At 72.2% G+C, this 25791-nt stretch carries 32 protein-coding genes; 17 read left to right on the plus strand and 15 right to left on the minus strand.

Going from position 1 to position 25791, the window contains the following annotated elements; translation table 11 throughout:
- Nucleotides 1-36: 36 nt before the first annotated feature.
- The gene (locus tag AEQ27_RS08535) at nt 37-720 is read right to left on the minus strand and encodes a GAF and ANTAR domain-containing protein (protein WP_054146261.1); all 684 of its coding nucleotides are present in this window, start codon (nt 718-720) and stop codon (nt 37-39) included.
- 133 nt (nt 721-853) lie between these two features.
- Between AEQ27_RS08535 and AEQ27_RS08540 the strand changes: the two genes are divergently transcribed.
- From AEQ27_RS08540 to AEQ27_RS17765, 4 genes are all read left to right on the plus strand, one after another.
- Nucleotides 854-1306, plus strand: a complete 453-nt coding sequence (locus tag AEQ27_RS08540; protein ID WP_054146262.1) for a VOC family protein — start codon at nt 854-856, stop codon at nt 1304-1306.
- Between the two features lie 142 nt (nt 1307-1448).
- Nucleotides 1449-2546 (plus strand): inorganic phosphate transporter, encoded by a 1098-nt coding sequence (locus AEQ27_RS08545; RefSeq protein WP_082383370.1) that lies wholly within the window; start codon nt 1449-1451, stop codon nt 2544-2546.
- 64 nt (nt 2547-2610) lie between these two features.
- Nucleotides 2611-2883, plus strand: coding sequence for a hypothetical protein (locus AEQ27_RS08550; RefSeq protein ID WP_054146263.1), 273 nt, complete (start codon nt 2611-2613; stop codon nt 2881-2883).
- Nucleotides 2884-2918: 35 nt separating this feature from the next.
- Nucleotides 2919-3074: a hypothetical protein gene (locus tag AEQ27_RS17765; RefSeq protein WP_157485592.1), complete on the plus strand. Its 156-nt coding sequence runs from the start codon at nt 2919-2921 to the stop codon at nt 3072-3074.
- A gap of 86 nt (nt 3075-3160) precedes the next feature.
- On the opposite strand, the gene AEQ27_RS08555 is transcribed toward AEQ27_RS17765, so the two are convergent.
- Nucleotides 3161-3667 carry a hypothetical protein gene (locus AEQ27_RS08555; protein ID WP_054146264.1) on the minus strand — a complete coding sequence of 169 codons (507 nt, stop codon included), beginning with the start codon at nt 3665-3667 and terminating at the stop codon, nt 3161-3163.
- A 331-nt stretch (nt 3668-3998) separates the two neighbouring features.
- On the opposite strand from AEQ27_RS08555, the gene AEQ27_RS08560 reads away from it, so the two are divergent.
- The 3 genes from AEQ27_RS08560 to AEQ27_RS08570 are packed head-to-tail and all read left to right on the plus strand — an operon-like array spanning nt 3999 to nt 6021.
- A complete protein-coding gene (locus tag AEQ27_RS08560) occupies nt 3999-5045 on the plus strand; it encodes a hypothetical protein (protein ID WP_054146265.1) in 1047 nt (348 codons plus the stop codon).
- Complete coding sequence (locus AEQ27_RS08565) at nt 4976-5386, plus strand: phage holin family protein (protein ID WP_054146266.1); 411 nt, start codon at nt 4976-4978, stop codon at nt 5384-5386. The genes AEQ27_RS08560 and AEQ27_RS08565 overlap by 70 nt, the downstream gene beginning before the upstream one ends.
- The gene (locus AEQ27_RS08570) at nt 5383-6021 is read left to right on the plus strand and encodes a DUF3618 domain-containing protein (RefSeq protein WP_054146267.1); all 639 of its coding nucleotides are present in this window, start codon (nt 5383-5385) and stop codon (nt 6019-6021) included. The genes AEQ27_RS08565 and AEQ27_RS08570 overlap by 4 nt, the downstream gene beginning before the upstream one ends.
- Here AEQ27_RS08570 and AEQ27_RS08575 read toward each other — a convergent pair.
- Nucleotides 6000-6953 carry a manganese catalase family protein gene (locus AEQ27_RS08575; RefSeq protein ID WP_054146268.1) on the minus strand — a complete coding sequence of 318 codons (954 nt, stop codon included), beginning with the start codon at nt 6951-6953 and terminating at the stop codon, nt 6000-6002. The genes AEQ27_RS08570 and AEQ27_RS08575 overlap by 22 nt on opposite strands.
- Before the next feature lie 173 nt (nt 6954-7126).
- Here AEQ27_RS08575 and AEQ27_RS08580 point away from each other — a divergent pair, with 173 nt between their 5' ends.
- Complete coding sequence (locus tag AEQ27_RS08580) at nt 7127-8251, plus strand: AI-2E family transporter (RefSeq protein ID WP_054146269.1); 1125 nt, start codon at nt 7127-7129, stop codon at nt 8249-8251.
- 214 nt (nt 8252-8465) lie between these two features.
- On the opposite strand, the gene AEQ27_RS08585 is transcribed toward AEQ27_RS08580, so the two are convergent.
- A complete protein-coding gene (locus tag AEQ27_RS08585; RefSeq protein ID WP_054146270.1) occupies nt 8466-8708 on the minus strand; it encodes a hypothetical protein in 243 nt (80 codons plus the stop codon).
- Nucleotides 8709-8769: 61 nt separating this feature from the next.
- A complete protein-coding gene (locus tag AEQ27_RS08590; RefSeq protein ID WP_054146271.1) occupies nt 8770-8967 on the minus strand; it encodes a hypothetical protein in 198 nt (65 codons plus the stop codon).
- A 205-nt stretch (nt 8968-9172) separates the two neighbouring features.
- Between AEQ27_RS08590 and AEQ27_RS08595 the strand changes: the two genes are divergently transcribed.
- Complete coding sequence (locus tag AEQ27_RS08595; protein ID WP_054146272.1) at nt 9173-10879, plus strand: ATP-dependent DNA helicase RecQ; 1707 nt, start codon at nt 9173-9175, stop codon at nt 10877-10879.
- 55 nt (nt 10880-10934) lie between these two features.
- Here the strand turns inward: AEQ27_RS08595 and AEQ27_RS08600 are convergent, their stop codons facing one another.
- Both AEQ27_RS08600 and AEQ27_RS08605 read right to left on the minus strand, forming a co-directional pair.
- Nucleotides 10935-11621: a triacylglycerol lipase gene (locus AEQ27_RS08600; RefSeq protein ID WP_054146273.1), complete on the minus strand. Its 687-nt coding sequence runs from the start codon at nt 11619-11621 to the stop codon at nt 10935-10937.
- A 102-nt stretch (nt 11622-11723) separates the two neighbouring features.
- The gene (locus tag AEQ27_RS08605; RefSeq protein ID WP_054146274.1) at nt 11724-12890 is read right to left on the minus strand and encodes a LysM domain-containing protein; all 1167 of its coding nucleotides are present in this window, start codon (nt 12888-12890) and stop codon (nt 11724-11726) included.
- A gap of 180 nt (nt 12891-13070) precedes the next feature.
- On the opposite strand from AEQ27_RS08605, the gene AEQ27_RS17180 reads away from it, so the two are divergent.
- Entirely contained in the window at nt 13071-13247 is a 177-nt protein-coding gene (locus AEQ27_RS17180) for a CsbD family protein (RefSeq protein WP_123518567.1), read from the plus strand.
- Nucleotides 13248-13340: 93 nt separating this feature from the next.
- Here AEQ27_RS17180 and AEQ27_RS08610 read toward each other — a convergent pair whose 3' ends face one another.
- Nucleotides 13341-14546 carry a GAF domain-containing protein gene (locus tag AEQ27_RS08610; RefSeq protein ID WP_054146275.1) on the minus strand — a complete coding sequence of 402 codons (1206 nt, stop codon included), beginning with the start codon at nt 14544-14546 and terminating at the stop codon, nt 13341-13343.
- A 207-nt stretch (nt 14547-14753) separates the two neighbouring features.
- Here AEQ27_RS08610 and AEQ27_RS08615 point away from each other — a divergent pair, with 207 nt between their 5' ends.
- Entirely contained in the window at nt 14754-15428 is a 675-nt protein-coding gene (locus AEQ27_RS08615; protein ID WP_054146276.1) for a DUF4232 domain-containing protein, read from the plus strand.
- A 290-nt stretch (nt 15429-15718) separates the two neighbouring features.
- On the opposite strand, the gene AEQ27_RS08620 is transcribed toward AEQ27_RS08615, so the two are convergent.
- From AEQ27_RS08620 to AEQ27_RS18070, 3 genes are read right to left on the minus strand one after another with little or no spacing between them, the layout of a single operon-like run.
- Nucleotides 15719-16402: a DUF4166 domain-containing protein gene (locus AEQ27_RS08620; RefSeq protein ID WP_054146277.1), complete on the minus strand. Its 684-nt coding sequence runs from the start codon at nt 16400-16402 to the stop codon at nt 15719-15721.
- Nucleotides 16399-16644: a hypothetical protein gene (locus tag AEQ27_RS18065; protein WP_200908346.1), complete on the minus strand. Its 246-nt coding sequence runs from the start codon at nt 16642-16644 to the stop codon at nt 16399-16401. The genes AEQ27_RS08620 and AEQ27_RS18065 overlap by 4 nt, the downstream gene beginning before the upstream one ends.
- Nucleotides 16645-16674: 30 nt before the next feature.
- Complete coding sequence (locus tag AEQ27_RS18070) at nt 16675-17034, minus strand: hypothetical protein (protein WP_200908347.1); 360 nt, start codon at nt 17032-17034, stop codon at nt 16675-16677.
- 77 nt (nt 17035-17111) lie between these two features.
- Here AEQ27_RS18070 and AEQ27_RS08630 point away from each other — a divergent pair, with 77 nt between their 5' ends.
- The 3 genes from AEQ27_RS08630 to AEQ27_RS08640 are packed head-to-tail and all read left to right on the plus strand — an operon-like array spanning nt 17112 to nt 19754.
- Entirely contained in the window at nt 17112-17951 is an 840-nt protein-coding gene (locus AEQ27_RS08630) for a maleylpyruvate isomerase N-terminal domain-containing protein (protein ID WP_054146278.1), read from the plus strand.
- A gap of 13 nt (nt 17952-17964) precedes the next feature.
- Entirely contained in the window at nt 17965-19239 is a 1275-nt protein-coding gene (locus AEQ27_RS08635) for an alpha/beta fold hydrolase (RefSeq protein ID WP_200908348.1), read from the plus strand.
- The gene (locus AEQ27_RS08640; protein WP_235451032.1) at nt 19236-19754 is read left to right on the plus strand and encodes an acyl-CoA thioester hydrolase/BAAT C-terminal domain-containing protein; all 519 of its coding nucleotides are present in this window, start codon (nt 19236-19238) and stop codon (nt 19752-19754) included. Before AEQ27_RS08635 ends, AEQ27_RS08640 begins: the two co-directional genes overlap by 4 nt.
- Nucleotides 19755-19898: 144 nt before the next feature.
- Here the strand turns inward: AEQ27_RS08640 and AEQ27_RS08645 are convergent, their stop codons facing one another.
- From AEQ27_RS08645 to AEQ27_RS08655, 3 genes are read right to left on the minus strand one after another with little or no spacing between them, the layout of a single operon-like run.
- Complete coding sequence (locus AEQ27_RS08645) at nt 19899-20426, minus strand: GNAT family N-acetyltransferase (protein ID WP_054146280.1); 528 nt, start codon at nt 20424-20426, stop codon at nt 19899-19901.
- Nucleotides 20427-20477: 51 nt separating this feature from the next.
- Nucleotides 20478-20795 carry a hypothetical protein gene (locus AEQ27_RS08650; RefSeq protein WP_054146281.1) on the minus strand — a complete coding sequence of 106 codons (318 nt, stop codon included), beginning with the start codon at nt 20793-20795 and terminating at the stop codon, nt 20478-20480.
- Nucleotides 20796-20852: 57 nt separating this feature from the next.
- Nucleotides 20853-21590 (minus strand): DUF805 domain-containing protein, encoded by a 738-nt coding sequence (locus AEQ27_RS08655; RefSeq protein WP_235451033.1) that lies wholly within the window; start codon nt 21588-21590, stop codon nt 20853-20855.
- A 94-nt stretch (nt 21591-21684) separates the two neighbouring features.
- Here AEQ27_RS08655 and AEQ27_RS08660 point away from each other — a divergent pair, with 94 nt between their 5' ends.
- Genes AEQ27_RS08660 through AEQ27_RS08670 form a run of 3 tightly spaced genes read left to right on the plus strand, consistent with a single transcriptional unit; the run spans nt 21685 to nt 25020 of the window.
- Complete coding sequence (locus tag AEQ27_RS08660) at nt 21685-23040, plus strand: ABC transporter substrate-binding protein (RefSeq protein ID WP_054146282.1); 1356 nt, start codon at nt 21685-21687, stop codon at nt 23038-23040.
- A 58-nt stretch (nt 23041-23098) separates the two neighbouring features.
- Nucleotides 23099-24058 carry a carbohydrate ABC transporter permease gene (locus AEQ27_RS08665; RefSeq protein ID WP_071256095.1) on the plus strand — a complete coding sequence of 320 codons (960 nt, stop codon included), beginning with the start codon at nt 23099-23101 and terminating at the stop codon, nt 24056-24058.
- 2 nt (nt 24059-24060) lie between these two features.
- Nucleotides 24061-25020, plus strand: a complete 960-nt coding sequence (locus tag AEQ27_RS08670; protein ID WP_054146294.1) for a carbohydrate ABC transporter permease — start codon at nt 24061-24063, stop codon at nt 25018-25020.
- Nucleotides 25021-25217: 197 nt separating this feature from the next.
- On the opposite strand, the gene AEQ27_RS08675 is transcribed toward AEQ27_RS08670, so the two are convergent.
- Nucleotides 25218-25625: a low molecular weight phosphatase family protein gene (locus AEQ27_RS08675; RefSeq protein WP_054146295.1), complete on the minus strand. Its 408-nt coding sequence runs from the start codon at nt 25623-25625 to the stop codon at nt 25218-25220.
- Nucleotides 25626-25791: the final 166 nt, after the last annotated feature.

Genomic DNA, 25791 nt, shown 5'->3' on the forward strand with positions numbered 1-25791 from the left:
AGCCTAGGCCGTGTCGCCGACGACCGTCGTCGTGCCTCACGAGAAGTCCAGTCGCCGCAGCACGATCTCACTGGCGATCTCGCGCAGCGCTCGACCGCTCGACCAGGCGTGGCCGCGGATGACGAGCAGGGCCTCGTCGACGCTGACGCCGAGCTGGACCATGACCATGCCCGAGGCCTGGTGCACCTCACGGGGGAGGGGGGTGGGGAAGGGGCTGTCGTCGCCCGCCTCGAGGGCCTCGAGCGCCCGGGTGAGGACGCTCTTGCCGGCGATGCAGGCGAGCGTCGTGGCCTGGTCGACCTCGTCGTCGGTCAGTTCGCGGCGGTCGTCGCTGTAGAGGTCGACGGCCCCGAGGTCGAGTCGACCGTACGAGAGGGGGAAGGCGGCGACGCTCGCGACGCCGGCTCCGCTCAGGGCGGTGGCGGCGGCGGGCCACGCCTGTGGTGGGGCGGTCGCGAGATCGGGTTCGATCACCGGACGGTTCGTGCGGTGGGCCTGCCAGCAGGGCCCCTCGCCGAGGTCGAACTGGATCTCGTCCCGGCGGGCCGACGGGGGGTCGCTCGCGCCGACCGCGCCGGGGCCCAGGGGGCCACCGAGGGGGGAGACGGCCGCTCCGGTCACGCCGAACGGGTCGGGGAGGGGCCGACACGGGTCGCTGCCCACGCCGGTGGCCCGGGCGAGCAGGGCGGCGGCCGCACGGACGGCGCTCGCCTCAGCCACGTCGGGCCTCGTGCGCGTCGCGCGTCGAGGGATGAGGTGGAGACGGGTACACGGGTTCCTCCACTAAGGCCCAGGGGCCATCGGCACGACTCTAGCGGGTCGTCGCTCCGGCAGGCGGGGGTTGGATGACGCCATGAGCGACCCCATCGTCACGCCCCGCGGCTTTTCACACGTCCGACTCACCGTGACCGACATCCACCGCAGCAAGGCCTTCTACCAGGAGCTGTTCGGGATGCGCCCGGGCAGCGACTTCAGCGACCAGATCGACGACCCGACGATCCACGACGACCCGCAGCGCACCTACGGCGGCTGCTCGTTCAGGTTCGCGGACCAGACGCTCGGGCTCCGACCCGTCGCGCCCGCCGGGGACCGCTTCGATCCCGACCGCGTCGGGCTCGACCACCTGAGCTTCTCGGTGGGATCGGTCGACGAGCTGCACGAGGCCGTCCGGCGCCTGGACGAGCTGGGCGTCGAACACGGCGAGGTGACGCCGTTGCCGGCCTTCGGGCTGGTGATCCTGTCCCTGCAGGACCCCGACGACGTCAACCTCGAGCTCGCCGCACCGCACCCCGACGGCAGGTCGTGAGCCCCCCGGGTCGATTTGCATGATGTGCAAGATTCTTTCGTCGTTCACTTTCCCCCTCGTCCGGGAGGCCTAGCGTCACATCGGGGCGATCGTGCCGCGGTCACCGATCGGCGACCGACGGTCCTCCAGGAGGGCGGTACCGATGGACGTGTTCGTCACCGTGATGCTCGTGATCGTCATCGCGCTGGTCTTCGACTTCACGAACGGCTTCCACGACACGGCGAACGCCATGGCGACCTCCGTCGCCACCGGCGCCCTGAAGCCCAAGGTCGCCGTCCTCATCTCGGCCGTGCTCAACCTGGTGGGCGCGTTCCTCTCCACCGAGGTCGCGAGCACGGTCTCGAACGGCATCATCCGCGAGGGCGACGGAGGGGTGCAGGTGACGCCCGTCATGATCTTCGCGGGTCTCGTGGGCGCCGTCATCTGGAACCTCGCCACCTGGTACCTCGGACTGCCGTCCAGCTCGTCCCACGCACTCTTCGGCGGCCTGATCGGTGCGGCCGTCATCGGTGCCGGGGTCGGTGCGGTCGACTTCGACGTGGTCCTGTCGAAAGTCGTGCTGCCGGCCCTGATCTCGCCCGTCGTGGCCGGCGTCGTCGCGCTGGTCGCCACGTACGCGGCCTACCGGGTCACCAGACAGGCCACCCTGCGGGGGTCGACCGCCGGATTCCGGCACGGACAGCCCGTCAGCGCCTCCCTGGTCTCGCTGGCGCACGGCCCCAACGCCGCCCAGAAGACGATGGGTGTCATCCCGCTGCCCCTGATCGCCGCCGGCTCCCAGGGAGCGGGCCCCGCCCCGCCGCTGTGGGTGGTCCTCGCCTGCGGCCTAGCCATCGCGCTCGGCACCTACCTCGGCGGCTGGCGCATCATGCGGACCGTCGGGAAGCGGATCACCGACGTGCAGGCGCCGCAGGGGTTCGCGGCCGAGACGAGTTCGGCGGCGACCATCCTGATCTCGTCCCCCCTCGGCTTCGCGTTGTCGACGACCCAGGTGACGTCGGGGTCGATCGTCGGGGCGGGGCTGGGCAAGAAGCTCGCCACGGTGCCCTGGGGCGTCGTGGGCAAGATCGCCTCGGCCTGGGTGCTCACCCTGCCGGCCGCCGCGCTGGTCGGGGGGCTCTCGGCCTGGCTCGCGAGTTCGAGCACGGCGGGCCTGGTGGTGGGCGCGGTGCTCGCCCTGGCCGGCGGCGCGCCCCCGCCTTCCTCTCCCCCCGGCCCCCGGCGGCGCTCGCGACCGTGAACGACCCCGACGAGGGACCGGCCGCCGGGCAGGTCGGCGCGAGCCGCGGACGAGGGGAGTGACCATGTTCTTGGGAATCGACTGGGGCGCCTTCGTGGTCGTTTTCGTGCCCGCGCTCGCCGTGACCGCCGTCATCGTGACCTCGTTCGCGCTGGGCATCCGTCTGTTCGCCGACGGCGCCGTGGAGTCCGACGGCGGGTCCCGTGCCGTCGCGTCGAACACGCACCCGTCGCGGTCGAGACCACTGACGGCCACGGTCGGCGGCGGGCTGTGCTTCGCCGTGGGGACGGCTGCCGTGCTCTTCGGGCTCTGGATGATCGTTCCCCAGTTCCATTGACACCCCGGGCGGCGGGCTCGGAGTAGCGTGCGGGCATGACCAACGACAACGGCATCCCCGACGGCTCGACCGACATCACCGAGGACGACAAGAAGTACACGGAAGACCTGGCCGACGGGTCGAAGCAGGGTCTCGTCGACGACTCCGAGGAGAGCGACGACAGCGAGGTCTCGGACGGCAAGGACAGCTAGCCACCCGGGCTCCGGCCCCGAGAAGTCACGACATGCCGCTCACGTTCGTCCGTGAGCGGCATGTCGTGTCTTGCCGACGAGGTCGGTCAGCGACGGTTCAGCAGACCGGCGAGGGGTCGCTGCTGCTCGCCCTGCTGGGCGCCGAGGACGACGAGAACACCCGTCAGCACGGGCGTCACCCACTGCAGGACCTTCTGCTGGCGCTGGGCGCTCGCCAGCGCCTTCGACGAGTCCGCCCCGGGCTCGGTCGTGCCCTCGGCGCCCTCGGACGCGTGCTTCGCCATGCGGGCGCCGGCGAGGGCGGACCACACGGTGGTGCCGGCGGCCGCGACGGTCAGCGCGAGCTTGACGCCCGTGTTGGCCCGCCCCTCCTTCTGGGTCGCGAGGCGGCCCTTGTTCGAGACGATCAGTCCGGCGCCGCCGATGCCGTGCACGACGATCGCGGTGACCTGCAACGGGGCCCAATTGGCCCAGCCGAGCGACGACAGGGTCAGGCGTTCGACGGGGTCCTTCGCGCCGGCCGCGGCGCCGTTGAGGCCGACGGCGCCCATCAGGCTGCCTCCGAACCAGGCGGCCATGCCGAGGTCGTGCATGCTGCGGATGACGGTGTCGCGTCCTGCCGTGGTGTTCTCCTTGTGAGGTGGGGTCGGGAGGAACGGACACGCGACGTCAGGGTCACGAGCCGGTCCTCGTGGACCGTACGCCGCGTGGCCTGGGGCAGATCCGCCCGGTGGGCCCCGTCGGCCGTCGGTCGGGACGGGCTTCGCGTCCCGTCCGCGCGTTCGACGGCAGGCCGCGGATGTCAACCCCCTGAGCCGTTCTCGGAATCTCCGGCCACCGTCCCCCGACAGGGGGACAGAGTGACAGGTCCGACCCCGATCCCGACCGTCACCAGGCGGTCGCCGACGATCCGAGAGGCACGACATGAGCGACGACAAGCGCTACGACGGAGTCCCGTCCACCCCGGTCTACGACCGCACCACCGGAGGGCAGCCGCAGCCCGGTGTCGCGTCCGGCCACGACCACCTGCGCCGCGACGACGCCGTGACCGATCTGGGTGACCAGGTCGGCGCGTACGCCGACATCACGGACCCCGACGCCACCGCCAGCGACTTCAGCGCCACCGGTGCCCCGGTCGTCGTGGAGCACCCCGCGCACGACCACACCGGACCCGATGCCGGATCCGGCGCCGCCGACACCGCGAAGGCCAAGGCCGGCGCCGCGAAGGACGAGGCGGCAGGCGTCGCCGACGACGCGAAGTCCGCGGCCTCCGACGTCGCCGGCAGCGCCAAGGAGCAGGCCTCGAAGGTCGCCTCCGAGGCCACCGGCCAGGCGAAGCAGCTCTTCGGCCCGGCGACCGTTGAGCTCAAGGAGCAGGCCGGCGCCCAGCAGGAGAAAGCTGCGGCGGGCCCCCGTCCGGTCGGCGAGCAGCTCGGCTCGATGGCCGCCTCGGCCGACAGCGGCGTCGCGGGCGAGCTCGTCCGCCCCCTGTCCGGTCGCCCCCACGGCGGCGCCGGCTGGCTCGAAGGTCGCGACCCGGGCAGCCTGCTCGACGACGTGAAGTCGTACGCGGCCCGCAAGCCCGGCACCTTCATCGCCATCGCCGCAATCTCGGGCCTGCTCGCCGGACGCGTCGTGAAGTCGCTGACGGCCGAGGCGAAGGACGAGCACGCTGCCACGACCGAGACGGCAGGAGGCGCGGCGAGCCAGCCCGCGCCTCCTGCGTCCGATCCCGTGCCGAGCCGTCTCGTCGGTGACGTCGGCCCCGTGGCGGGCGAGTACGACGTCGTCACCGAGGGCGACGTTCCCGGCTTCGGGAAGCAGACGCCGGACACCAGCGTGCCCACCACGTGGCCCGGCACCTCGGGGACGCGCGCGGGAGCGACCCGTTCCTCGAGCCGGTGTCGACGTCGCCCGCCCCCGAGGAGAAGGCCGCGACGACGTCGCTCGGCGACCTGCTCACCGGCGTGACCGGCGACATCTCGACGCTCTTCCGCCAGGAGGTCGAGCTGGCCAAGGCCGAGCTGACGGAGTCGGCCAAGAAGGCCGGCAAGGGCGCGGGCATGTTCGGCGGAGCCGGGCTCACGGCCCTCTTCGCCCTGCTGTTCGTCTCGCTGGCCGCCATGTGGGGCCTGGGCGTGCTGATCGGCCTCGGCTGGTCGTCCCTGATCATCGCGGTCGTCTACGCGATCGTCGCCCTCGTGCTGTTCCTGCGCGGGAAGAAAGAACTGAAGAGCATCAAGGGGGCACCGAAGACGGTCGACTCCCTCAAGAAGATCCCCGAGACCGTGACGCCTGGAGGCACCGCATGAGCACCACCGACCAGAACGGCAGCAGCCGGACGCCCGACGAGATCCGCGCCGAGATCGAGCGCACGCGCGCCGGCCTCAGCTACGACGTCGACGCCCTCGCCGACAAGGTGAACCCGTCGAGCATCGCCCACCGTCAGACCGAGAAGGTCAAGAGCCGCTTCTCGGGCGTCAAGGAGTCCGTCATGGGCGCGGCGTACGACGCGGCCTCGACCACCCAGGGTGCCGGCCACGACGCCGCGGGCAGCGTCTCGGACGCCTCGTCGGCGGCCGTGCGGAAGGCGAAGGGCAACCCGCTCGCCGTCGGCCTCATCGCCTTCGGCGCGGGCTGGCTCGTGTCGTCGCTGATCCCCGCCACGGACAAGGAGAAGGAGCTCGTCTCCGACGCCAAGGACGCGGCGGGCCCGGCGCTCGACTCGGTCAAGGGTGCGGCGCAGGACGTGGCGTCGAACCTGAAGGAACCGGCTCAGGAGGCGTTCGCGTCGGTCAAGGGCACGGCGCAGGACGCCGCCTCGACCGTGAAGAACGACGCCTCGAGCGCCGCGGGCGACGTGAAGGACAGCGCCCAGCAGTCGAAGGAGAACGTGCAGGGGGCCTTCCCGTGTGACGGGTCGGGTCAGCTCGCGGTGGGACCGTAGTACGACTCGATCTCCTGCAGCTCGAGGTCGGCCGTCGCCTGGATCAGCTCGAGCAGGTCGGCGTCGAGGCCGGGCGAGAACTCCTCGAGGCGCTCGGGGCTGATCGTCGACGGCACGCCCTGCGGGGCCTGCTCGGTGGCGGTCAGCTCGGTGCCGTCGTTCGACGGCGACGGGCCGCGGAAGATCTTGCTCGCCTCGCTCTTGCCGTCGAGGTCGAAGCTGTACTGCTTGCTCTGCAGACCGAGGTCGAGCAGCTTCTTCACCTCGGGGAACTTCTCGGCGTTCGTCTTCGGGATCGGCAGCAGCTTGTTCCAGTTCACCCCGAGCGACTCGAGCGCCTTGGCGTAGGCGTTCTCGTGTGCCTGGTCACGGACGATCAGGTAGGCGAGGGTGCTGCGGGCGACCGCGTTGTCGGTCATCTCGTAGATGCGGCACTTCTGCAGACGGCCGGTCGACTCGAGCATGACGTTGTAGAGCAGGTCGAGCGGCAGGTTGCCCGAGTTGTAGACGTAGCTGCCGCTCCACGGGTTGCCGACCGAGTCGACCGGCAGCGCACCCTGGGCACCGACGAGGTAGTGGTGGATGTTGCCCGTGTCGAGCGCGATGTTCAGCGGGGTCGCTCCGCCGGCACCGGGGGTGTCGAGCGGGTCGGTCAGCTTGCCGGTGTACTCGGGGCTGCCGTCGAGCAGACGCGAGATGGTCGTGCCGATCAGCTCGACGTGGCTGATCTCCTCCGTGCCGACACCCTGGATGAGGTCGCGGTAGGGCTTGGCCGACGGGCCCCGGAAGTTCATGGCCTGGAAGAGGTACTGCATCATGGTGCGCATCTCGCCGAACTGACCGCCGAGCCCTTCTTGCAGGGCGTTGGCGGCGGCGGGGTCGGGCTCGCCGTCGGCGATCTCGTTGATCCAGGTCTGTGCGTGGAAGTACATGGAGCCTCCTCGGTGTTCTGGCGACGCGTTGCCGTCTCCCTCAGCCTGCGCCCCGTCCGGGGGGTCCGGTGACGGGTTGACGACCTTGCCAGCTGTCGTGTAGCCCTCTGTCTGCACCCGCGCCTCCTCGGCGGTGTCGGCCCTCGGCGCGCCCGACGCGTAAGGATGGTCGGATGCCCTCGTCACCCCGCGCCCGTCTCGTGCGTCGATCGGCCGGCACCGCCGCGCCGACCGACACCCCGCCCAGCCCGATGCAGCGCCCCGGGGCGTTCCGGTTCGGGCTCATCGCGACCCTCGGTGGCGGGCTCGGCGTCGGGATCATCGTCGCCCTGATGGCGTTGTCGACGATCCTCGTCTACATCGGGCTGGCGTTCTTCCTCGCCCTCGCCTTCGAGCCGGTCGTCCGACGCCTCGCGAGCGCCGGTGCCCCGCGGTGGGTCGGCGTGATCGTCGCCGTCGTGCTGGTCGTCGGGATCGTCGTGGGCATCGTCGCGGCCGTGGTGCCCGCGCTGATCGAGCAGATCGGGCACGTCGTGCAGACCGCACCCGGCGCCCTGCAGGACCTGTCGCGCCAACCGTGGGTGCAGCAGGCCGTCGAGACCGTCGGGTTCGACGTCGACGTCGACGACGCCGTCGGGGCCGTCACCTCGTACCTGCTCGACCCCGACCAGCTGCTCGCCCTCGGCGGCGGACTGCTCGCCGTCGGCCAGGGCATCACCAACGCCATCACCGCCGTGATCGTGGTCGCGATCCTCACCCTCTACTTCGCGATCACGCTGCCCCAGATGCTGCGCTCGCTCAGCCGTGCCGTGCCGCGCAGCCACCGCGAGAACGTCATGAGCATCTCGGACGAGATCTTCCTGTCGGTCGGCCGCTACGTCGCCGGGCAGGTGGCGCCCGCCGCCGTCAACGCCGTGTTCGTCTTCGTCGTGCTGACGATCGCCGGCGGACCGGTCCCGGTGCTCTTCGCGACCCTCGCCTTCCTGGGAGCGTTGATCCCCGTGGTCGGCACCGTCGTGGCCTACGTGATCATCATCGCCGCCACGATCACCGTCTCACCGGTCACCGCGGTCGTCGTCGGCATCGTGCTGCTCGTCTACGCCCAGGTCGAGGCCTACGTGCTGACCCCGCGGGTGATGTCGAAGGCCGTCGCGGTGCCGGGGGCCCTCGTCATCGTGGCCGCGTTCGGCGGAGGGGCGCTGGGCGGCGTCCTGGGTGCCCTCGTCGCCATCCCGATCGCGACGGCCGGAGTGGTCGTCTTCGAGCGGGTCGTCGTGCCCCGGCAGCAGCGCGTCTGACCGTCTCACCGGCCGCCGCGAGCGACCACGTGGAGAGCTCTGCCGGGTGGGAGCCCGGCGGATTCAGGTCGCCGAGCCCCCAGGGCCACGGCGGGGGTCGTCGGTCGCTCGGACGACGGCGCAGGGCAGGGTCGGCGGGGTCTGGGCCTGCGATGACTGTAACCAGTTCGAGGCAGGATGTGAAGGCGTCGACGTCACCCGCGCCTCCTCGACGTCAGACGACGGGCCCCGATGGTCCGCCGGAGGGCGCTGGAGGGGTGGGCGCAGCCGGATCGTCGTCGCCGGCGAGCAACAGGTCGATGCGCAGCTCGCGCTCGCGTGTGTAGACCGTCAAGGCCCGGATCACCCAGAGCAGGGTGCGGATGAGGAGCACGCCCAGCGTGACGGCCAGGGCGAACATCACCACGAAGAAGACGGGGTAGAGGACACCGACGAGGGAGAAGCCGTTGGAGAACATCCCTCGACGCTAGGTCACGACCGAGACCCGGGGGCTCCACCTCGCGGTGGAGCCCGGGGGCTCACTCCTCGGCGTCGGCCGGGCTCTCGTCGGCCTGGGCGGTCTCGTCCATGCGGTCGCGGAGGTGGTCGGCCATCGAGGCCGCACCTTCGTCGCCGTGGTCGGCCTCGACCTGTTCGATCAGGCCGCTCAGCTTCTCGTGGTCGGTGGCCTCGGTGGCGCCGTCCATGACGGGTTCGGTCTGCTTCTCGTCGCTCATGGACGGGACGCTACGCCCCGGGGGTCCGCGACGGCTGGACCCGCGCCTCCCGTCGTGACCGACGACTCGCATCGAGCGGCGAGGGGTACCATGCCCGTCCCGCGGCGGGTGGGGTACGCGAGGGCCGGGCATCGGCTGGCAGGCCTGCGCGTGTCGCTCCGCACGTGCCTGGGATGGACCTCTGCCCCACCGGAACGAGGACCACATGAGCACCACGAAGCGCCCCGCACGCAGCCGCACGAACCGCACCGACCGCACCGACGACATCACCCGTGCCGCCGCCGACCTCTTCGGTTGGAGCGACCTGCACCCCGCCCAGCTCGAGGCCCTCGAGGCGGTGGTCGCCGGACGGGACACCCTCGCGGTGATGCCCACCGGCTTCGGGAAGTCGGCGATCTACCAGGGGGCCGGCGCCGTGCCCGACGGGCCGACGGTCGTCGTCTCGCCCCCCATCGCGTTGCAGGCGGACCAGGTCCCCGGGCTCGTGGGTCGCCCCGACGCGCCGCCGGCCGTCGCCCTCAACTCGGGCCACACCGACGCCGCGAACGAGGAGGGCTGGAGCCGTCTCGCCGCCGGCGAAGTCCCCTCCGTCTTCCTCGCCCCCGAGCAGCTCGCGCGGGACGAGACCGTCGACCGCCTGCGCGAGGCCGGGGTCGCCCTCGTCGTCGTCGACGAGGCGCACTGCGTGTCGTCGTGGGGCCACGGCTCCCGGCCCGCCTACCTGCCCCTCGGCGAGGTCGTCGAGCGCCTCGGCGGCCCGACCGTGCTGGCGCGGACCGCGACCGGGTCGGGCCCGGTGCGCGACGAGATCGTCGAGCGACTGCGCCTCGACGACCCGCTCGTCCTGAGCCACGGCTTCGACCGCCCCAACCTCTCCCTCGAGGTCGTGCGGCACGAGGACGACGACGAGAAGGCCCGCGCCGTGGTCGAGCAGGTGGCCGCCTCCACGACGCCGGGCATCGTCTACGTCGCCACCCGCAAGGCGACCGAGCACTACGCCGCGGCGATCGCCGAGCGCTGCCCCGACCGCACCGTCGTCGGCTACCACGGCGGCCAGCGGTCGGCCGAGCGGGGAGAGCTGCACGAGCGGTTCCACGCGGGCGAGGTCGACGTGGTCGTGGCGACGAGCGCGTTCGGCATGGGCATCGACAAACCCGACGTCCGGTTCGTCGTGCACGCCGACGTGCCCGACTCGCCCGACTCGTACCACCAGGAGAACGGTCGGGCCGGTCGCGACGGCGACCCCGCCACGGCGACCCTGCACCACCGGCCCGCGGACCTCTCGCTGAGGACGTTCTTCGCCTCGGGGCTGCCCGGGCGGGCCGACTTGCGTGGCGTCTTCACCGCGCTCTCGGCGGCGGGCCGGCCGGTCCGCCGGTCGGAGGTGGCGGACCAGCTGGCCCTCGGGGCGCGGACGGTCTCGCGTCTCATCGACCTGCTGCTCGAGGGTGGCGCGCTGTCCGAGTCGACGAAGGGGTTCGAGCCGGTCGACGGGTTCGACGCCCGGAGCGCGGCCGAGGCGGCGCGTGGGGTCGCCGAGACGCGCGACCGGGTCGAGCGCTCGCGCATCGAGATGATGCGCACCTTCGCCGAGGCTCCCGGCTGCCGGCGGCACTTCCTGCTCGGCTACTTCGGTGAGGAATCGCCCGAGCGGTGCGGCAACTGTGACGGCTGCCGGGCCGCCGAGAGGGCCGGTGACCCCGAGGAGGCGCGCGAAGGTGGGCAGGACGACGCCACCGACACCGCGCCTCCCGCGTTCGCGGCCGACGCCCGCGTCGTGCACGCGACCTGGGGCGAGGGCACCGTGATGAGCACGGACGCCGACCGCATGACGGTGTTCTTCGAGAGCGAGGGCTACAAGGTGCTGGCCGTGGCCGACGTGCTCGAGCGCGAGCTGCTCACGCCGGCCTGACCTGCTCGGCGGGTCCGGCCGTCAGGCGGGGTCGGCCGTCAGGTGGGACGGGCCGTCAGGCGGGCCCGGCGGCGGCGGCGAGCACGGTCGCGATCGTGCGGGGGTGGGCCAACACCCGGAAGTGCCCGCCCGTCTGGAGGCGGACGTTGATGGCGCCGGGCAGCTCGCTGCCCTCGGGGATGTGCGGGTCGAACTCGCCGAAGACCGAGGTGATGCGGCCGTTGACCGACTCGTCCCGGGCGAGCAGCATCGTCGTCGCGTCACGGGGCGAGAAGGCGCGGAGGGCGGGCAGCACCAGCCAGGTGGCGTAGCGCGACCCCGAGAACGGCGAGCAGACGGCGACCATCGAGCGCACCCGGCGGGTCTCGTCGAGCAGCGCCATGACGTACTTGCCGGTCAGGCCCCCCTTGCTGTGGGCGCCGATCCCGACGGCGGTGAGTCCGTGGGCGAGCAGGTACGCGGCGACGTCGCGCGCGGTGGCCTCGACCGGACGGCTGTTCCAGCGGAGGTCGTCCAGCACGTGCACGGGATGGCCCTCGGCGTGGAGGCGTTCGATCATCGGCCGCAGGAAGGACCAGGTCTCCCACACGCCGGGGATCACGAGCACGGGCCGACCGGTGCCGCCCAGGTAGCGGTCGGGGTCGCGCGGACTCATGACGGCGCGCACCTGCCAGACGGCGGCGTAGGCGTAGTCCTGCACCCACCACGCGGCGTGACGGACGAGCACGGTGAGGTGGGGCACCGTTTCGACCCTAGGCCTGCAGCCGTTCGGGTGCCGAGATGTCACGACGTGCCGCGCGGCTCCGGAGGTGAGCGGCACGTCGTGACACCTCGACCGGTCGGGTCAGACGCTGTCGGGGTCGAGGACGAGCGTCGTGCCCTCGAAAAGGTGCTGCGCGTCGTCGATGACCTGGAGGCCCTGGTTCATGTAGAGGAGCGCCGAGACCGAGATGCCGAAGCGCTGGGCGACGACGTCGATGAGGTCGTCGGGTGCGACGGTGTACCGCTTGGGGGCCCCGGACGCCGTGGTCGCCTCGAGCGTCCCCGAGGCGAAGGCCACCGCACCGGAGTCGACCGGGACGATGTTCGTCTGCCGCGGCGGCACCGACCAGGCGACCGACGAGACCGCGAGCACCTTGCCGGCCGAGATCTCGACGGGGACGTCCGAGGAGGTGCTGGTCGAGTGGACGACGAGCGCCGAGAGGTACGATGGCTGGCTGATCGAGCCGAAGCTTCCCGAGGCCGCCGTCGGGGTCGTGACGGACGCTCCGAGCTCGACACTCCCGTCGCCGCCGTACGTGACGCCGTCGCCGACGGACGGGGCGACCTGGTAGAACGCGATCCCCACCGGGACGGGCAGGCTCGAAGTGGCGTTCGTGAGCTCGGTCGCGTAGGTGTCGTCGCCCCCGGCCACCACGCGGTAGTGCAGGTGGATGCTGCCCTTGGGGGAGGCGAGGTCGCCCTCGGCGACGACCGTGCCGGCCGCGACCGGGGTGATGAAGGGCGCCGGCACGGCGGCGTCCTGCGGCGGAGGGGTGGCCGCCCGGGGCGAGGGTGTCGCGGGGGTGGTCGGCGTCGGCGGGGGGGTCGCGCTCGGGGTGGGCGTCGAGGTGCGGGCGACCGTGGTCGGGCGCGCGGACTCCGTCGAGGCACCGGCCGCGAGCGGGGCCGAGTCGCTCGTGAAGAGGACTGCGCTCACGACGACGGAGACGAGGGCCGCGGCAGCGACGACGCCTCCGACGATCGCGAGGCGGCGGCGGCCGGACCGGGGTGCGGGTTCGTCGTCCTGGTCGTCGTCGGTCGCGCTCGCCGGGTCGGCCGACGACGCGGCCGCGGCACCGGCCGTGCCTGCGACGCCGCGGTGCGACCATGCGACGAGCCGGGGTCCGGTGCCGTCGGGCGCGTGGTCCGCCGCGGGGTCGTCGCCCGTGTCGGACGCGCGGGGCGCGAAGAGTTCGTGACCGGGCGTGACGTCGTCGTCGTCGCCCGCCCCTGGTGCGTGTCGGGCCATGGTGCCCCCTCGGCGATGATCCTAGGGGACGGGGTGGGCCGGGTCGAGACCGATCGGTCCGGTACCGGGGCGGGTACGAGCCTGGAACAGCCTGTGAACCCCGGCGGTGGGCGGACACCCGGCCTACCGTCACGGGGGTACCGGGTCAGTCCGGTCGACCCCACAACCAGGAGGTACGTCATGTCCGTTGGCGACAAGGCAAAAGATTTCGTCCAGAAGGCCGCCGGCAAGGCCGAAGAGGCCGTCGGCAAGCGCACGGACGACGAAGAGCTCACGAAGCAGGGCCACAAGGACCAGCACATGAGCGAAGAGCGTCTCGAGACCGAGAAGGCCAAGGACGACCTCGGCCAGAGCTGATCGTCCCGCCGACCCCGGTCGGCACCCCGGAGGGCCCGACATCCGCGGATGTCGGGCCCTTCGTCGTCCCCCCGGTCCCGACCGGGCGGGAACTCAGCCGCCGTCCGGCTCGTGCCGGAAGAGGTGCCGCTGCACCGCGAGGGCGAGCGCCCTCAGGGCCGTGGCGTCCTCGGTCGAGAAGCGCCGCGCCTCCGTGTCCATGACGCACAGCGCGCCGACGCGCTGACCGTCCGGGGCCTCGAGGGGGTAGCCGGCGTAGAACCGGATGCCGGGTTCGCCTGCGACGACCGAGTAGTCGGCGTAGCGCGAGTCCAGGCTGGCGTCCTCGATCACCAGGTGGCCGGTGCGGCGGATGGTCGTGTCGCAGAACGACTCGGAACGGGGCACGGACAGGGCGTCCGTCCCCGACACCGACCTCATCTCCTGGGTGTCGCGGCCGATCAGGGTGACCGCCGCGAGGGTCGTGCCGAAGAGCTGTCGGGCCCGGTCGGTGAGCTGGTCGAGTTCGGGGTCGTCGTCGGTTCCGCGGAGTCGCTCGAGTCGGTCGAGTGAGCGGAGGCGTGCCTTCTCGTCCGCCTGCACGGTGTCCTCGGCCGCCGGGCGGGCCGGGTCGAGCCCGTCGCTGATGTGCAGGGCGATCGGGGCGGCCCACCGGGCGTAGACGGGAGCGCTCTCGGCCTCGAAGGCGTGGCCCTCGGCCTCGGGCACGAAGACCATCGGGGGAGGGCGGGCCACGACCCGCCGCATCACGTCGTTGAGGCGGACCGAGTTCCGGTCGACGAGCCGACCGAGTCGCGACGGGAAGTGCGGGTTCACGGTGAAGGACGGGATGCCGAGCACGTAGGTGGTGGTCGCCACGGGAGCACGGCTCGCCACGTCCGTCAGCAGGGCCGACAGGTCGTCGGCCCAGGTCGCGACGTCGATCAGCGACAGGGCTTCGTTCGCGCCGAACGACAACACGATGGCGTCGAAGCGCGCGAGGTCGATCTCGGCGACGGCCGCCGGGCCCTGCCGGACGGTCATCCGACCGTCGACGACGATGTCGACGTCCGTCGCCCGCCCGGTCAGCGCCGTCAGGCTGCGGGCGAGATGACCGGGGAGGCCGAGCTCGTGCGTCCGGACGCCGCGGCCCGTGGCCACTCCGTCACCCACCAGCAGCACGCGGTCGGGGTCGGTGCCCGGCGCGTGCAGGTGGGGGGAGTCGGTCGCGACGACGTGGCGTTCCCACGAGTGGGGGCTCGCGGTGAGCCAGGTCCGGATCAGCGGGCGGGCGAGCGCGTGGGTGACGGCGGACAGCATGGAGGCCTCGCATCGGCGGGAGAGATGCCGTCACGGGGACGGCTCGAAGAAACCCCCGTCACGCGATCGACGATGCTGGCCTGGTGCGATGGAGCCTAGGCAGGGACCGCCCCCCGCGCATCCCGACGGCGGGGGGCTTGACAACGCGGTTCGCAGAGAGTTTTGCAGACTGTGCAAAAAGGGTGTTGATCGTGATTCGGTAGAAGCATGAACAGCTCGTTCCGTGCCCTCGCCCCCGCCGCGATCGTCGTGGCGTCCCTCGCCGTCGTCGTCTCGGGCTGCTCGTCGTCGGGCGGCTCCGAGACGACGGCGGCCCCTACCGTGACCGTCTCGGCCTCGCCGTCGACCGGGACGCCCACGCCGACCGCTGCCGCCACGGCGACGCCGGGCCCCGACGGGGCGTCCGGAGGCGGTGGCGACCTGGGCGGCGGTGCCCCCGGGGCCGCGGCCTCGCGGGGCACGGTGGGCGAGCTCACCGCCGAGATCGCCGACGGAGGCGGGGGCGCGGCCGGCAGCCACGGCGTCGCGCTCATCCTGACGAACAGCGGCCAGCGGTCCTGCACCCTGCAGGGCTGGCCGGGCGTCTCGTTCGTCGGCGACGGGAACGGCACCCAGATCGGTGCCTCGGCCACGCTCGACCGGTCGTCCTCGCACGAGACCCACACCCTCGCCCCCGGTGGCGAGGTGCAGACGATCGTGCAGATCGCGCAGACGGGGAACTCCGACGCGTCCGAGTGCCGACCGCAGGCGACGGACGGTTTCCGCGTCTCCCCGCCCGGCTCGCTCGAGTCGATCTTCGTGCCCGCCTCGGGGTCGAGCTTCGAGGCGTGCGCGAACGCCCGGGTGCAGCAGATGACGGTCAGCGCGCTGTCCACTTTCTGACGCTGCGGACCGCGACGGGGCGGGTCGTCCTCGGGACGTGCGGGGCGGGCCGCCCCGCCGGACTCGACGACGGCCCGGCCCTCGGCCACCCGGTTTCGACGTCGGTGTCCGAGGCGGCGTGGGAGGCGGCGTGGGAGTCGGCAAGTCCTGGTCGGTGCGGCAGCGCTGTTCCGGGATCGGCCTGGAAAGGGCGCGGCCGCGACAGGGGTCAGGAGATGCCGACGCGCTTCGGGGTGGGGGCTTGCTCGTGAGCCCGTTCGATCCCCGTGGTCGGGCCGCGCCTCCGTGGCCTAGAGACGGGCCTCGGTGCGTCTCGGCTTCAGCCGGTCGGGTGCGTCGGACGCGGCGACCCACTCGCAGGTGAAGGGGCCGCGGTAGCCGAAGAGGAACCCGAAGCGGTGGTTGTGCACCTCGAGGTCGACGTGGAACGACTCGTCCTCGTCCGACCACCACTCGTGCAGCTCGGCCCGGCCGCTGAAGAGCATCGGGAAGCGGAACGAGACGGGGCCCTCGTGGAAGCGCTGCGCCTCCGAGCGGAGCACGAGGCCGCCGCGGTCGTCGACCGTCAGGTCGAGGTCGACCGCGAGGTGCTGGTGCGTGCCGAGGTAGTCGAGCACCCGCCCGCGGTCGAGCACCATCGTCGCGTCGAAGCGGACCGGGCGTCGGCCCACGCGGCGGCGCGGCACGGAGTACGAGCGGACGAAGGTGACGGTCTCGCGTCCGAGCCCGTCTCGGTACGGGTAGTTCTCGATGACGAAGGGCACGTCGTGGCCCACGTCGGGCACCAGGATGTTGCGCAACCGCCCGATCTGCAGGAACGGCACGGTCCACCACGGGCCCCGCCGGATCGACGACATGACGCCCCGGCCCACGCAGGCCTCGCCCGAGTCCAGACCGACGCCGAATCGGCGCTGCATCATCGGGTGCAGGCGCGCGAACTCGTCGCCGAGGGCCTGCTCGAAGATCGACGTCATCGGGGTGACCGCCTCGCGGGGTCGGGCAGCGTGGCCAGGGTGACCGGCGCCTCCCGCAGGTGGTCGCCCGCTCGCGTGCCGCCCGCGGGCGCACGCAGGGTGCGGGAGGCGCGGGGCCGGTCCCGACGCCAGAACGCGAGGGCGCTGGTGAGCGGCCACCGCTCCGGCTCGCGGCCGGTCTCGAGCCAGAGGCGCAGGCGGTCGAAGCTGAACGCCGTCGCCCAACCGAGCAGCGGACGCACGACCAGGGCGAGCGGACCCCAGCCCGAGTCCTAGTCGTACCCGGTGACGGAGCGGGGCCGTCCGGCGGCGGGCGGGAGGGGGCGCCCGTAGCCGGGCCCGGCCCGGATCGGCGAGAGGACGTCGTCGGTCGCGAACCGCAGGGCCGAGGTGCGCGAGCCGTCCGGGCCGTGGCGCTCGCCGATGCTGACGCCCGTGCCCTCGACGGTGTGGACGGGCGTGCGACGGACGTAGTGGAACGGTGTCGACCCGTCGGCGTCCGGTGGCCCGGGGGTGATGCTCGAGAAGCGGACGTCCCAACGGACGTGCTGAGCGGGGTCCTGCGTGGCGGCCCAGACCCGGTCGAGGTCGGCGTCGATCACGGTCTCGACGTAGATCTGACGTTTCCCCACGAGGGCGAGGCTAGGGCATGGCGACGGCCGGCGGAACGCCCTGGAACGCGGGTCGTGGCCGGATCTAGGCTCACCCCGTGGACGAGAGCTTCGAGACGGTCCGCGACGCGTTCGGGGCGGCGGCGCGCTGGTTCGCCGAGACGGTGCACGAGCTCGACCGGCCCCCGGCCCCGTGGGAGGCCCCGGCCCTCGGCGCGTGGAGCCGCCGTGACCTCGTCGGGCACACGTCGAGGGCCCTGCTCACGGTCGAGCAGTACCTGCGGCCCGGGCCGGCCGAGCCCGACCGCCTCGCCGTCGACTACCACCGGGCGGTCCGGGGCGGCCGCGCCGATCCGGACGAGGTCGCCGAGAGGGGGAGGCGCGCGGGACGCGACCTCGGCGCCGACCTGCCCGAGAGCGTCGAGGCCCTTGTGCGACGGGTGACCGGCGTGGTGGCCGGACGGACTGCGGACGCGCGGGTGGAGACGCCGGTCGGCGAGTGGCGGCTCGAGGAGTACCTGCCGACGCGCGTCCTCGAGCTCATGGTGCACACGGGCGATCTCCGGACGGCCGGCGGGCTCGACGGGCAGGCTCCCGAGGTCGCGGGTCGTCAGTCGCTGGTCGTGCTCGGCGCCCTCGTGGCCGATGCTCCGGCGGCTGACGCACCGCGCCTCCTGCCGGCCCTGACGGGCCGCTCGGCGCTCGCCGCCGGGGACACGGGGCTCTGTCGGGGCTGCCTCCCCTGCCGTCGCACGACGGCGCGGGCCCTCAGTGGTTCGGGTTCTCCGCCGGTGTCGGTGTCGGCAATTCCGGGCTGGCGTTGCGGCCGGGTGCCGGGATCGGCGTGGGACGGGCGCGGCCGCGACAGGAGTCAGGATTTGCCGACGGGACGACCCGGCAGCCGCGCGGGGTTCGCCGCACGTGCGGCGGGTCGGTGACTACGGTGGCCGCATGACCTACCCGCCGCACGACCCGTATCGGACGGGTTTCCTCGAGACGACGGACGGCGCCTCGCTCTACGTCGAGGAGTCGGGGCGTGCCGACGGCGTCCCCGCCCTCTGGTTGCACGGCGGACCCGGCGGCTCGCTCGGTCTCGGCGGCTACCGACGGTCGTTCGATCCACGGGCCTTCCGGTTGGTCGGCATCGACCAGCGCGGGTCCGGGCGCAGCACCCCCAACGTCGTCGACGACCTGGCCGGGCTCGGGCGGCACACGACACCGCGGCTCGTCGCCGACCTCGAGGAGGTCCGCGAACGGCTCGGCATCGAGCGCTGGGTGGTCGGCGGGGTCTCGTGGGGAACCACGCTCGCGCTCGCCTACGCCGAGGAGCACCCGGACCGCGTCCGAGCCCTGGCGCTCATGGCGGTCACGACCACGAGCCGCGAGGAGGTCGACTGGATCACCGAGGGGGTCGGACGGCTGTTCCCCGAGGAGTGGGCCGTGTTCGACCGCGAGAGCAGGCGGCGCGACGACGAGAGACCGGCCGACGCGTACGCGAGACGGCTGGCTTCCGACGACGAGGCCGATCGTGCGGCCGCCGCGGCGAGTTGGGACCGGTGGGAGAGCGTCCACGTCAGCCTCGACGACCCGGACTCCCGCGCGCAGGGGCACCTGGGGCCCGGGCGACGGGAGGCGTTCGCCACGCTCGTCACCCATTACTGGAGCAACGACGGCTTCTTGTCGGGCGAGCGGTCGGTCATGGCGCGGCTGCCACGGGTCGATCGCGTTCCCGCCGCGCTCGTGCACGGCCGCCGCGATGTGAGCGGCCCCGCAGCCACTCCGTGGCGTTTGCATCGCGCGTGGCCGGCGAGCACCCTCACCGTCGTCGCGGGCGAGGGGCACGGCGGTCCGCGGCAGGGCGGGGCGCTCAGGGCCGCACTCGGCGGGGTCGCTGGGCTGTGCCGGCCCCGCCCGCCGTGCCCGGCCTCCGTCGGATCGACCTCGTCCGGCCCGACGGGGTGCGCTGGGTGCCCGAGCACCACTCGGGCGACGGCGTCCTCGTGCTGGCGGGCTCGGGTGGGCGGGTGGGCGTCGAGCGTGCTCGGCTCTGCGCGTCGCGGGGCTGCCTGGCCGAGTCGATCCGGTGGTTCGGGGGTGAGGGACAGAGTGTCGGGCCGTGGGCCGTCCCGCTCGAGACGTTCGTGGACCGGGGGGACGCCCTCGCGAGCGAGAGCGACCGGGTCTGGATCGTCGGGACGTCGTTCGGGGCCGAAGCCGCCCTGGTGACCGCCGCCCGAGCCCCGGAGGCGTCGGGTGTGGTCGCGTTCGCCCCGTCGGACGTCGTGTGGGCGGGCTACGACCCGGCCGGTGCCGAACGCTCGCACTGGTCGTGGGGTGGGGCACCCGTGCCGTTCGTGCCGGTCGACCAGGACGACTGGGGGACGGACGCGCTTCCTCACTTCTTGCCGGTGTACGAGCGGTCGCGACGGATGTTCGCGGACCGAGTGGCCGCGGCGGTGATCGCGGTCGAGCGGATCGCCGACGTCGTCGTGGTCGCGGGAGGTGACGATCAGGTGTGGTCGAGCGCGCAGCATGCGGAGAACATCCGGCGTCGGCGGGCGGAGCACGGTGCCGACACCGTCGTGGTGGCGGGCGCCGCTGCCGGGCACCGGACGATCCTGCCCGGGGAGTCGGTGGTGTGGGGCGGCTCGACCATGCGGCGGGGCGGCACCGAGGCCGCGGACCGAGAGCTCGGCGCGCGGGCGTGGACTGCGATCACCGCGTTGCTCGCGACGCCCTGAACCGCGACTGCCCGTCCACCCGCGTCTGCTCTTCCATTAGGGGGACCTCGCTCATCACTCGATCCGGTACCTACCGGATCAGGCGGGCGAACGGCAGCAGGGGTCTCGTCCTCGGAGGGAACAGCAGGGACCGTCTCGGGCGGATCACCGGCCTGTCGAGTCGTCGATCCGCTGGAACAGCACGTGGTCCTGCCAGCGTCCCGCGATCTCGAGGTAGGACGGCGCGATGCCGTACTGCTCGAAGCCGGCCTTCCGCAGGACACGTTGCGAGGCGACGTTGTGACGGAGCGTCCCCGCCTGGACGCGGTGGAGGCCGGCCTCGCCGAATGCCCAGTCGACGGCCTCGCCGACGGCCGACGTCATGATGCCCCGCCCGTTGCGGTCCTCCGACAGCCAGTAGCCGAGGTCGCAGGACCGGAACGGGCCCCGGGCGATCCCGCTCAGGGTCAGCCTGCCCACCACGGCGCCCTCGTCGACGATGACGAACGGCTGCGCCTCGCCCCGGGACCGTTGCGCCAGCAGCGACGAGATGACCGACAGTTGCCCCTCGGGCGTGAAGTAGGCGTCACCGCGCACGGGGTCCCAAGGAGCCAGGAACTCACGGTTGCGCGTCAACGCTCGTGCCAGCTCGGAGGCGTCTCGCGGGTCGATCAGGCGGAGGTGGGAGGACACCGGTTCACGCTACCGCCGGAGATGCACCTCGATGCGGCCGGAGTCGACGTGCTACGAGCGCCCTTGAGGCCACGGCCCCACCGCGTTCAACCGGGCGAGGAACGCCTCGAACCGGGACGGGTCCGTGCGCCCGCTCAGCGTCTCGCCGAACCATGCCGTCCAGATCGCGTCGACCCGGTCGCCGGTGATGCCCCCGGCCGAGATCAGCTCACGCACCATCGGGACGGCCTCGAGCTCGTACTCGTCCCACGGGGCGCCGTCCTCGGCACCGGGCTCGAGCCCGTACGGGTCGAGTGCGTTCAACTCGACGAGCACCCGATCGACGAGATCCCGCCGGGCCTGACTGCGGCGCGGTTCGCCGACGGTCACGTCCCGTCGACGCAAGACTCCGCGGAAGCCCCTGACCACGGTCGACGCATTCGGCCCTCAGGCTCTGGGCCGGTCGAACCGGGCACCGGCGGGCTTCGGGCCGAGCAGCGACAGGATGAAGAGGACGAACCCGCCGAGGGAGGGCACGAGGTTGATCAGCTGCAACCACCCGCTGAGGTCGATGTCGTGCAGTCGTCGGGCTCCGAGAGACAGGAACGGCACGATCGTCCCGAAGAGCAGGACCGCGAGGACGAAGCCGAAGGGGATGAAACCCGGTCCGGGCTCGAGGGTGCCGTCGTAGTCCGTCGTGCTCCCCGGGAGGCCCGCGAGGAACCCGACGATGCTGAGCACGAACCAGATCACCGTGTTCGCCAGGACGACCCACCAGTACTCGCTGCGACTCGCCCGCCCCGTGAAGTCGGCGTACTTCTTGAAGAACCGCTTCACCGCGGCGACCGGACCCGCTCCGTACAGAGGCGCCCAGAGGGGAACGGCCCCGCCCTGGCCGGAGGCGGGCCCCTGCGGCGTCTGGCCGTACGGCGCCTGGCCGTACGAGGGCTGGCCGTACGAGGGCTGTGCGGACCCGGGCTGCGGCGGGTCGTTCAGGGGCGGTGGCGGGGGGTGCCCGGACGGCGCCTGCTGCCCGTACGGCGGAGGCGTCGGCTGCCCGTACGGCGGCTGCTGGGGCTGCCCGCCCTGCGGCTGTCCGCCCTGCGGCTGCCCGCCCTGCGGAGGCCGCCCGTACGGCGGCACCGCGCCACCCTGCTCGTCCGCTCCGTCGTTCCGATCGGTCATGAGATCCCCCTCGTCCGTGCCGCCCACCGCGACCCCGCCGCGCCCCCGCCCGCCCGGCCGCACCACTCCCCCACCCCCTCGAGGAAGAACCACCATGAAGAGAAAGACCACAGCAAAGGCGCTCGTGTCACTCGCCGTCGTGTCGGCGTTCGTGCTGACCGGCTGCGCTCCGTCCGGCGGAGGCGCGGGTGGCGGTGGCGACACCGCGCCCGTCTCGCAGGCCGACATCGACGAGGCCATGGACACCGACACGACCCTGACCTTCTGGACCTGGGTGCCCGACGTCCAGAAGGAGGTCGACCTGTTCGAGGCGAAGTACCCGAAGATCAAGGTCGACGTCGTCAACGTGGGCACCGGCACCGCGCAGTACCCGAAGCTGCGGACGGCCCTGAAGGCCGGCAAGGGCGCGCCCGACGTCGCCCAGATCGAGTACCAGTACATCCCGTCGTTCCGTCAGACGGGCAGCCTCGTCGACCTGACCCCCTACGGAGGCGCGGACCTCGAGTCGAAGTACGTCCCGTGGGTCTGGAACCAGGTCGCGGACGACACCGGCGTCTGGTCGGTGCCGCAGGACTCGGGCCCGCTCGGCAACCTCTACCGCTCGGACATCTACGCGCAGGCCGGGCTGACGAAGGCACCCGAGACCTGGGCCGACTTCGCCACCGACGCGCAGACGATCAAGGACAAGACCGACTCGTACATCTCGAACCTGCCCGGCAACGACCCCGGCCAGATCGTCGGGCTGTTCTGGCAGGCCGGCGCCAAGCCGTTCTCGTACGACGGTGACAAGACCGTCGGCATCGACCTCGACTCGACCGAGACGCAGAAGGTCGTGACCTTCTGGCAGGACCTCATCGACAAGGACCTCGTCTCGACCGACGCCGACTTCAACGACGCCTGGTACCAGGGCTTCTCGTCGGGCAAGTACGCCAGCTGGCAGACCGCCGCGTGGGGCCCCGTCTTCCTGCAGGGCACGGCGGCGAACACGAGCGGCAAGTGGACCGCCGCGAAGATCCCGCAGTGGAAGGCCGGCGAGGACGTCTCGGGCAACTGGGGCGGATCGAGCGACGCCGTCATCACGGGCACGCAGAACCCGATCGCCGCGGCCGAGTTCAGCAAGTTCCTGAACAGCGATCCCGAGTCGACCCTCGCCTTCGCGAACGAGCAGTTCCTGTTCCCGACGACGACCGACACCCTGTCGAGCAGCGACTTCACCGACACCGCCTCGGACTTCTACGGCGGTCAGAAGGTCAACGAGCTCTTCGCCGGCGTCTCGGACACGGTCAGCACCGACTTCCAGTGGCTGCCGTTCATGGACTACGTCTACTCGAGCTTCAACGACACGCTCGGCAAGGCCATCGCCGACCACTCCGACCTGTCCGCCGCCCTCACGGCGTGGCAGGACGACGTCACCGCCTACGCGAAGCAGCAGGGCTTCACCGTCAAATAGCGCTCACGGGGTGCCGCCCGCCCGCGGGCGGCACCCCTCGGCCCGGCAAGGAGCCCCCATGTCCACCTCCGTCACACCTCGTCGAGACGCGACCCGCGCCTCCTCGTCCCGTCAGCCCGCCACCCCGCGGCGCACGAGCTCGCTGCACCGGCCGCAGCTCGTCGCGGCCTGGGCGCTGGCGATCCCGTTCCTGGTCGTCTTCGCGGCGATGTTCCTCGTGCCGCTCGGCTACGCGGGCTACCTGAGCACCTTCACCTCGCAGCTCGTCGGCGGGCAGGTCTTCTCGGGCCTCGCCAACTACAGCCGCGCGCTGAACGACCCGAGCTTCTGGGCCGGCCTCGGCCGGGTCGCCCTGTTCCTCTTCGTGCAGGTGCCGATCATGCTCGTGATCGCCCTGTTCGTCGCGCTCGCCCTCGACACCGGTCGGGTCGCCGGCAGCAAGTTCGTCCGCCTCGCGATCTTCGTGCCCTACGCCGTGCCCGGCGTCGTCGCGACGCTGATGTGGGGCTACCTCTACGGCCGCGAGTCCGGCCTGATCGCCCAGGTGATCAGCGGTCTCGGGCTCACCCCGCCCGACCTGCTGTCGCCGCAGAACGTGCTCGGCAGCACGATGAACATCGTCAGTTGGGAGTTCATCGGCTACAACATGATCGTGCTGTACGCCGCACTGCGCAGCGTGCCGACCGAGATGTACGAGGCCGCCGAGATCGACGGAGCCGGGCCCTGGCGGGTGGCGTGGAGCATCAAGATCCCGGCCATCCGCTCGGCGATCCTGCTGACCGTGATCTTCTCGGTCATCGGGTCGTTCCAGCTCTTCAACGAGCCGAACCTGCTGTACAGCATCGCGCCCAACGCGATCGGCTCGGACTTCACCCCGAACCTCTACGCGTACAACGTCGCGTTCAAGAACCAGGACGTCAACTACGCCGCGGCCATCGCGTTCCTGCTGGGGTTCCTCATCATGATCATCAGCTACGTGGTGCAGCTCGCCACCTCACGCAAGGAGCGACTGTCGTGACGATCGCACCCGCACCCGTCGACACCGCCGGGGCCACGTCGGTCGACCGCCCCGTCCGCCGCCTCGAGAGCTCGGGAGGCGCGGGCCGGCGCCGCCCGCGACGTCGCGTCGAGCGGTCGAAGCGCAAGACGCCGATCCTCACCGTGCTCCTGTGGATCACGCTGGCGTACTTCCTGCTGCCGCTGATCTGGTTGGCGATCCAGGCGACCAAGACGAACGGCGACATCTTCTCGACGTTCGGCCTGGCCTTCGGCCGCACCTTCGCCCTGGGCGACAACCTCGCGCAGCTGTTCACGTTCCAGGACGGCATCTTCGTGCAGTGGATGGGCAACACGGTGCTCTACGCCGTCGTCAGCTCGGTCGGTGCCGCGGTGCTCGCCACGATGTGCGGCTACTCGCTCGCCAAGTACGTCTTCAAGGGCAAGTCGTTCGTGTTCGGGCTGATCCTCGGCGCCGTCATGGTGCCGCTGACGGCGCTGGCGATCCCGACCTACCTGCTGTTCAGCGCGGCGAACCTCGTCGACACCCCCTGGGCGATCATCCTGCCGTCGCTGGTCAGCCCGTTCGGCGTCTACCTGATGCGCGTCTACGCGAGCGAGGCGGTCGACGACAGCCTGCTCGAGGCGGCCCGGATCGACGGGGCGGGCGAGCTGCGGATCTTCCTGACCATCGCGTCGCGGCTGCTCGCGCCGGGCATCGTCACGGTGCTGCTGTTCGCGCTGGTCTCGACCTGGAACAACTACTTCCTGCCGCTGATCATGCTGAACGACCCGTCGCTCTTCCCGGCGACGGTCGGCCTGGCGCAGTGGCAGCAGGCGGCCACCGGCGGCGGCGGCGCCCAGGTGCTGTTCTCGACCGTGCTGACCGGCTCGTTCGTGTCGATCCTGCCGCTGGTCGTGGCGTTCCTGTTCTTGCAGCGCTTCTGGCAGTCCGGCCTGAGCGCGGGCGGCGTCAAGGGGTAGGCGGCTCGACTCCCGCCCGACCCCCGGTTCACGGTGGGGGTCGGCGCGGGTGGGCCGTGGCCGTGGCAGCGGCGGCCCGGGAGGCGGTGGTGACGTTGAGAGGTCGCCACCGCCTCCGTTCGCGCGTGAGACCCCGGGAAGTCGCCGAGACCCCCCGGCGCGTGCCGGGGTCTCGGCGACCCCCTGGGGTCTCGGCGTCAGAGGCGGGCGTGCAGCTCGGCGACGCGGGCGCGGATGTCGTCGCGGACGAGGCGCATGCGCTCCATGCCCTCGATGCCGCGCTCCGAGGGTTCGTCGGTGACCCAGGTCTCGAACCGGGTGCCGGGGACCTCGTCGACCCGCGCCTCCTGACCGAGGACGACGACCACGTCGGCGTCGCGCACCATCTGCTCGGTGAGGGCCTTGGGGTGCTCGTCGCCGAGGTCGATGCCGAGCTCGGCGAGCGACTCGACCGACTGCGCGTTGAGGTCCGTGCCGGGTTTCGTGCCGGCCGACACGACGGTGACCTCGTCGCCGGCGAGGTCACGCATCAGCCCGGCGGCCATCTGCGACTTGCCCCCGTTCTTCTGGCAGACGAACAGGACGGAGGCGCGGGTCGAGGTCATGCGCACACCGTACCCACCCCAGGTGGCCGGGCCCCTGACGGGCCCGCGTCGGACCCCGGGAACTCGCCGAGACCCTCGTGCGCGCCCCGGGGTCTCGGCGACTTCCCGGGGTCTCGGGGGACGGAGACGGGACGCCCGCCGACCCGTCCGAGGTCCCGTGTCAGGT

Source organism: Frigoribacterium sp. RIT-PI-h (genome assembly GCF_001297205.1).
Classification (GTDB): Bacteria; Actinomycetota; Actinomycetes; order Actinomycetales; family Microbacteriaceae; genus Frigoribacterium.

What these genes read in the sequence shown, in the direction of transcription:
- AEQ27_RS08580 (WP_054146269.1), top strand. Translation starts at nt 7,127, where the DNA reads ATGCCCTCGTCACCCCGCGCCCGTCTCGTGCGTCGATCGGCCGGCACC.
- AEQ27_RS08620 (WP_054146277.1), bottom strand. Translation starts at nt 16,402, where the DNA reads ATGACGTCGATCTTCGAGCAGGCCCTCGGCGACGAGTTCGCGCGCCTG.
- AEQ27_RS08595 (WP_054146272.1), top strand. Translation starts at nt 9,173, where the DNA reads ATGAGCACCACGAAGCGCCCCGCACGCAGCCGCACGAACCGCACCGAC.
- AEQ27_RS08585 (WP_054146270.1), bottom strand. Translation starts at nt 8,708, where the DNA reads ATGTTCTCCAACGGCTTCTCCCTCGTCGGTGTCCTCTACCCCGTCTTC.
- AEQ27_RS17180 (WP_123518567.1), top strand. Translation starts at nt 13,071, where the DNA reads ATGTCCGTTGGCGACAAGGCAAAAGATTTCGTCCAGAAGGCCGCCGGC.
- AEQ27_RS08635 (WP_200908348.1), top strand. Translation starts at nt 17,965, where the DNA reads ATGACCTACCCGCCGCACGACCCGTATCGGACGGGTTTCCTCGAGACG.
- AEQ27_RS08610 (WP_054146275.1), bottom strand. Translation starts at nt 14,546, where the DNA reads ATGCTGTCCGCCGTCACCCACGCGCTCGCCCGCCCGCTGATCCGGACC.
- AEQ27_RS08590 (WP_054146271.1), bottom strand. Translation starts at nt 8,967, where the DNA reads ATGAGCGACGAGAAGCAGACCGAACCCGTCATGGACGGCGCCACCGAG.
- AEQ27_RS08545 (WP_082383370.1), top strand. Translation starts at nt 1,449, where the DNA reads ATGGACGTGTTCGTCACCGTGATGCTCGTGATCGTCATCGCGCTGGTC.
- AEQ27_RS08550 (WP_054146263.1), top strand. Translation starts at nt 2,611, where the DNA reads ATGTTCTTGGGAATCGACTGGGGCGCCTTCGTGGTCGTTTTCGTGCCC.
- AEQ27_RS08665 (WP_071256095.1), top strand. Translation starts at nt 23,099, where the DNA reads ATGTCCACCTCCGTCACACCTCGTCGAGACGCGACCCGCGCCTCCTCG.
- AEQ27_RS08540 (WP_054146262.1), top strand. Translation starts at nt 854, where the DNA reads ATGAGCGACCCCATCGTCACGCCCCGCGGCTTTTCACACGTCCGACTC.
- AEQ27_RS17765 (WP_157485592.1), top strand. Translation starts at nt 2,919, where the DNA reads ATGACCAACGACAACGGCATCCCCGACGGCTCGACCGACATCACCGAG.
- AEQ27_RS08660 (WP_054146282.1), top strand. Translation starts at nt 21,685, where the DNA reads ATGAAGAGAAAGACCACAGCAAAGGCGCTCGTGTCACTCGCCGTCGTG.
- AEQ27_RS08655 (WP_235451033.1), bottom strand. Translation starts at nt 21,590, where the DNA reads ATGACCGATCGGAACGACGGAGCGGACGAGCAGGGTGGCGCGGTGCCG.
- AEQ27_RS08560 (WP_054146265.1), top strand. Translation starts at nt 3,999, where the DNA reads ATGAGCGACGACAAGCGCTACGACGGAGTCCCGTCCACCCCGGTCTAC.
- AEQ27_RS08555 (WP_054146264.1), bottom strand. Translation starts at nt 3,667, where the DNA reads ATGCACGACCTCGGCATGGCCGCCTGGTTCGGAGGCAGCCTGATGGGC.
- AEQ27_RS08575 (WP_054146268.1), bottom strand. Translation starts at nt 6,953, where the DNA reads ATGTACTTCCACGCACAGACCTGGATCAACGAGATCGCCGACGGCGAG.
- AEQ27_RS08605 (WP_054146274.1), bottom strand. Translation starts at nt 12,890, where the DNA reads ATGGCCCGACACGCACCAGGGGCGGGCGACGACGACGACGTCACGCCC.
- AEQ27_RS08675 (WP_054146295.1), bottom strand. Translation starts at nt 25,625, where the DNA reads ATGACCTCGACCCGCGCCTCCGTCCTGTTCGTCTGCCAGAAGAACGGG.
- AEQ27_RS08570 (WP_054146267.1), top strand. Translation starts at nt 5,383, where the DNA reads ATGAGCACCACCGACCAGAACGGCAGCAGCCGGACGCCCGACGAGATC.
- AEQ27_RS08615 (WP_054146276.1), top strand. Translation starts at nt 14,754, where the DNA reads ATGAACAGCTCGTTCCGTGCCCTCGCCCCCGCCGCGATCGTCGTGGCG.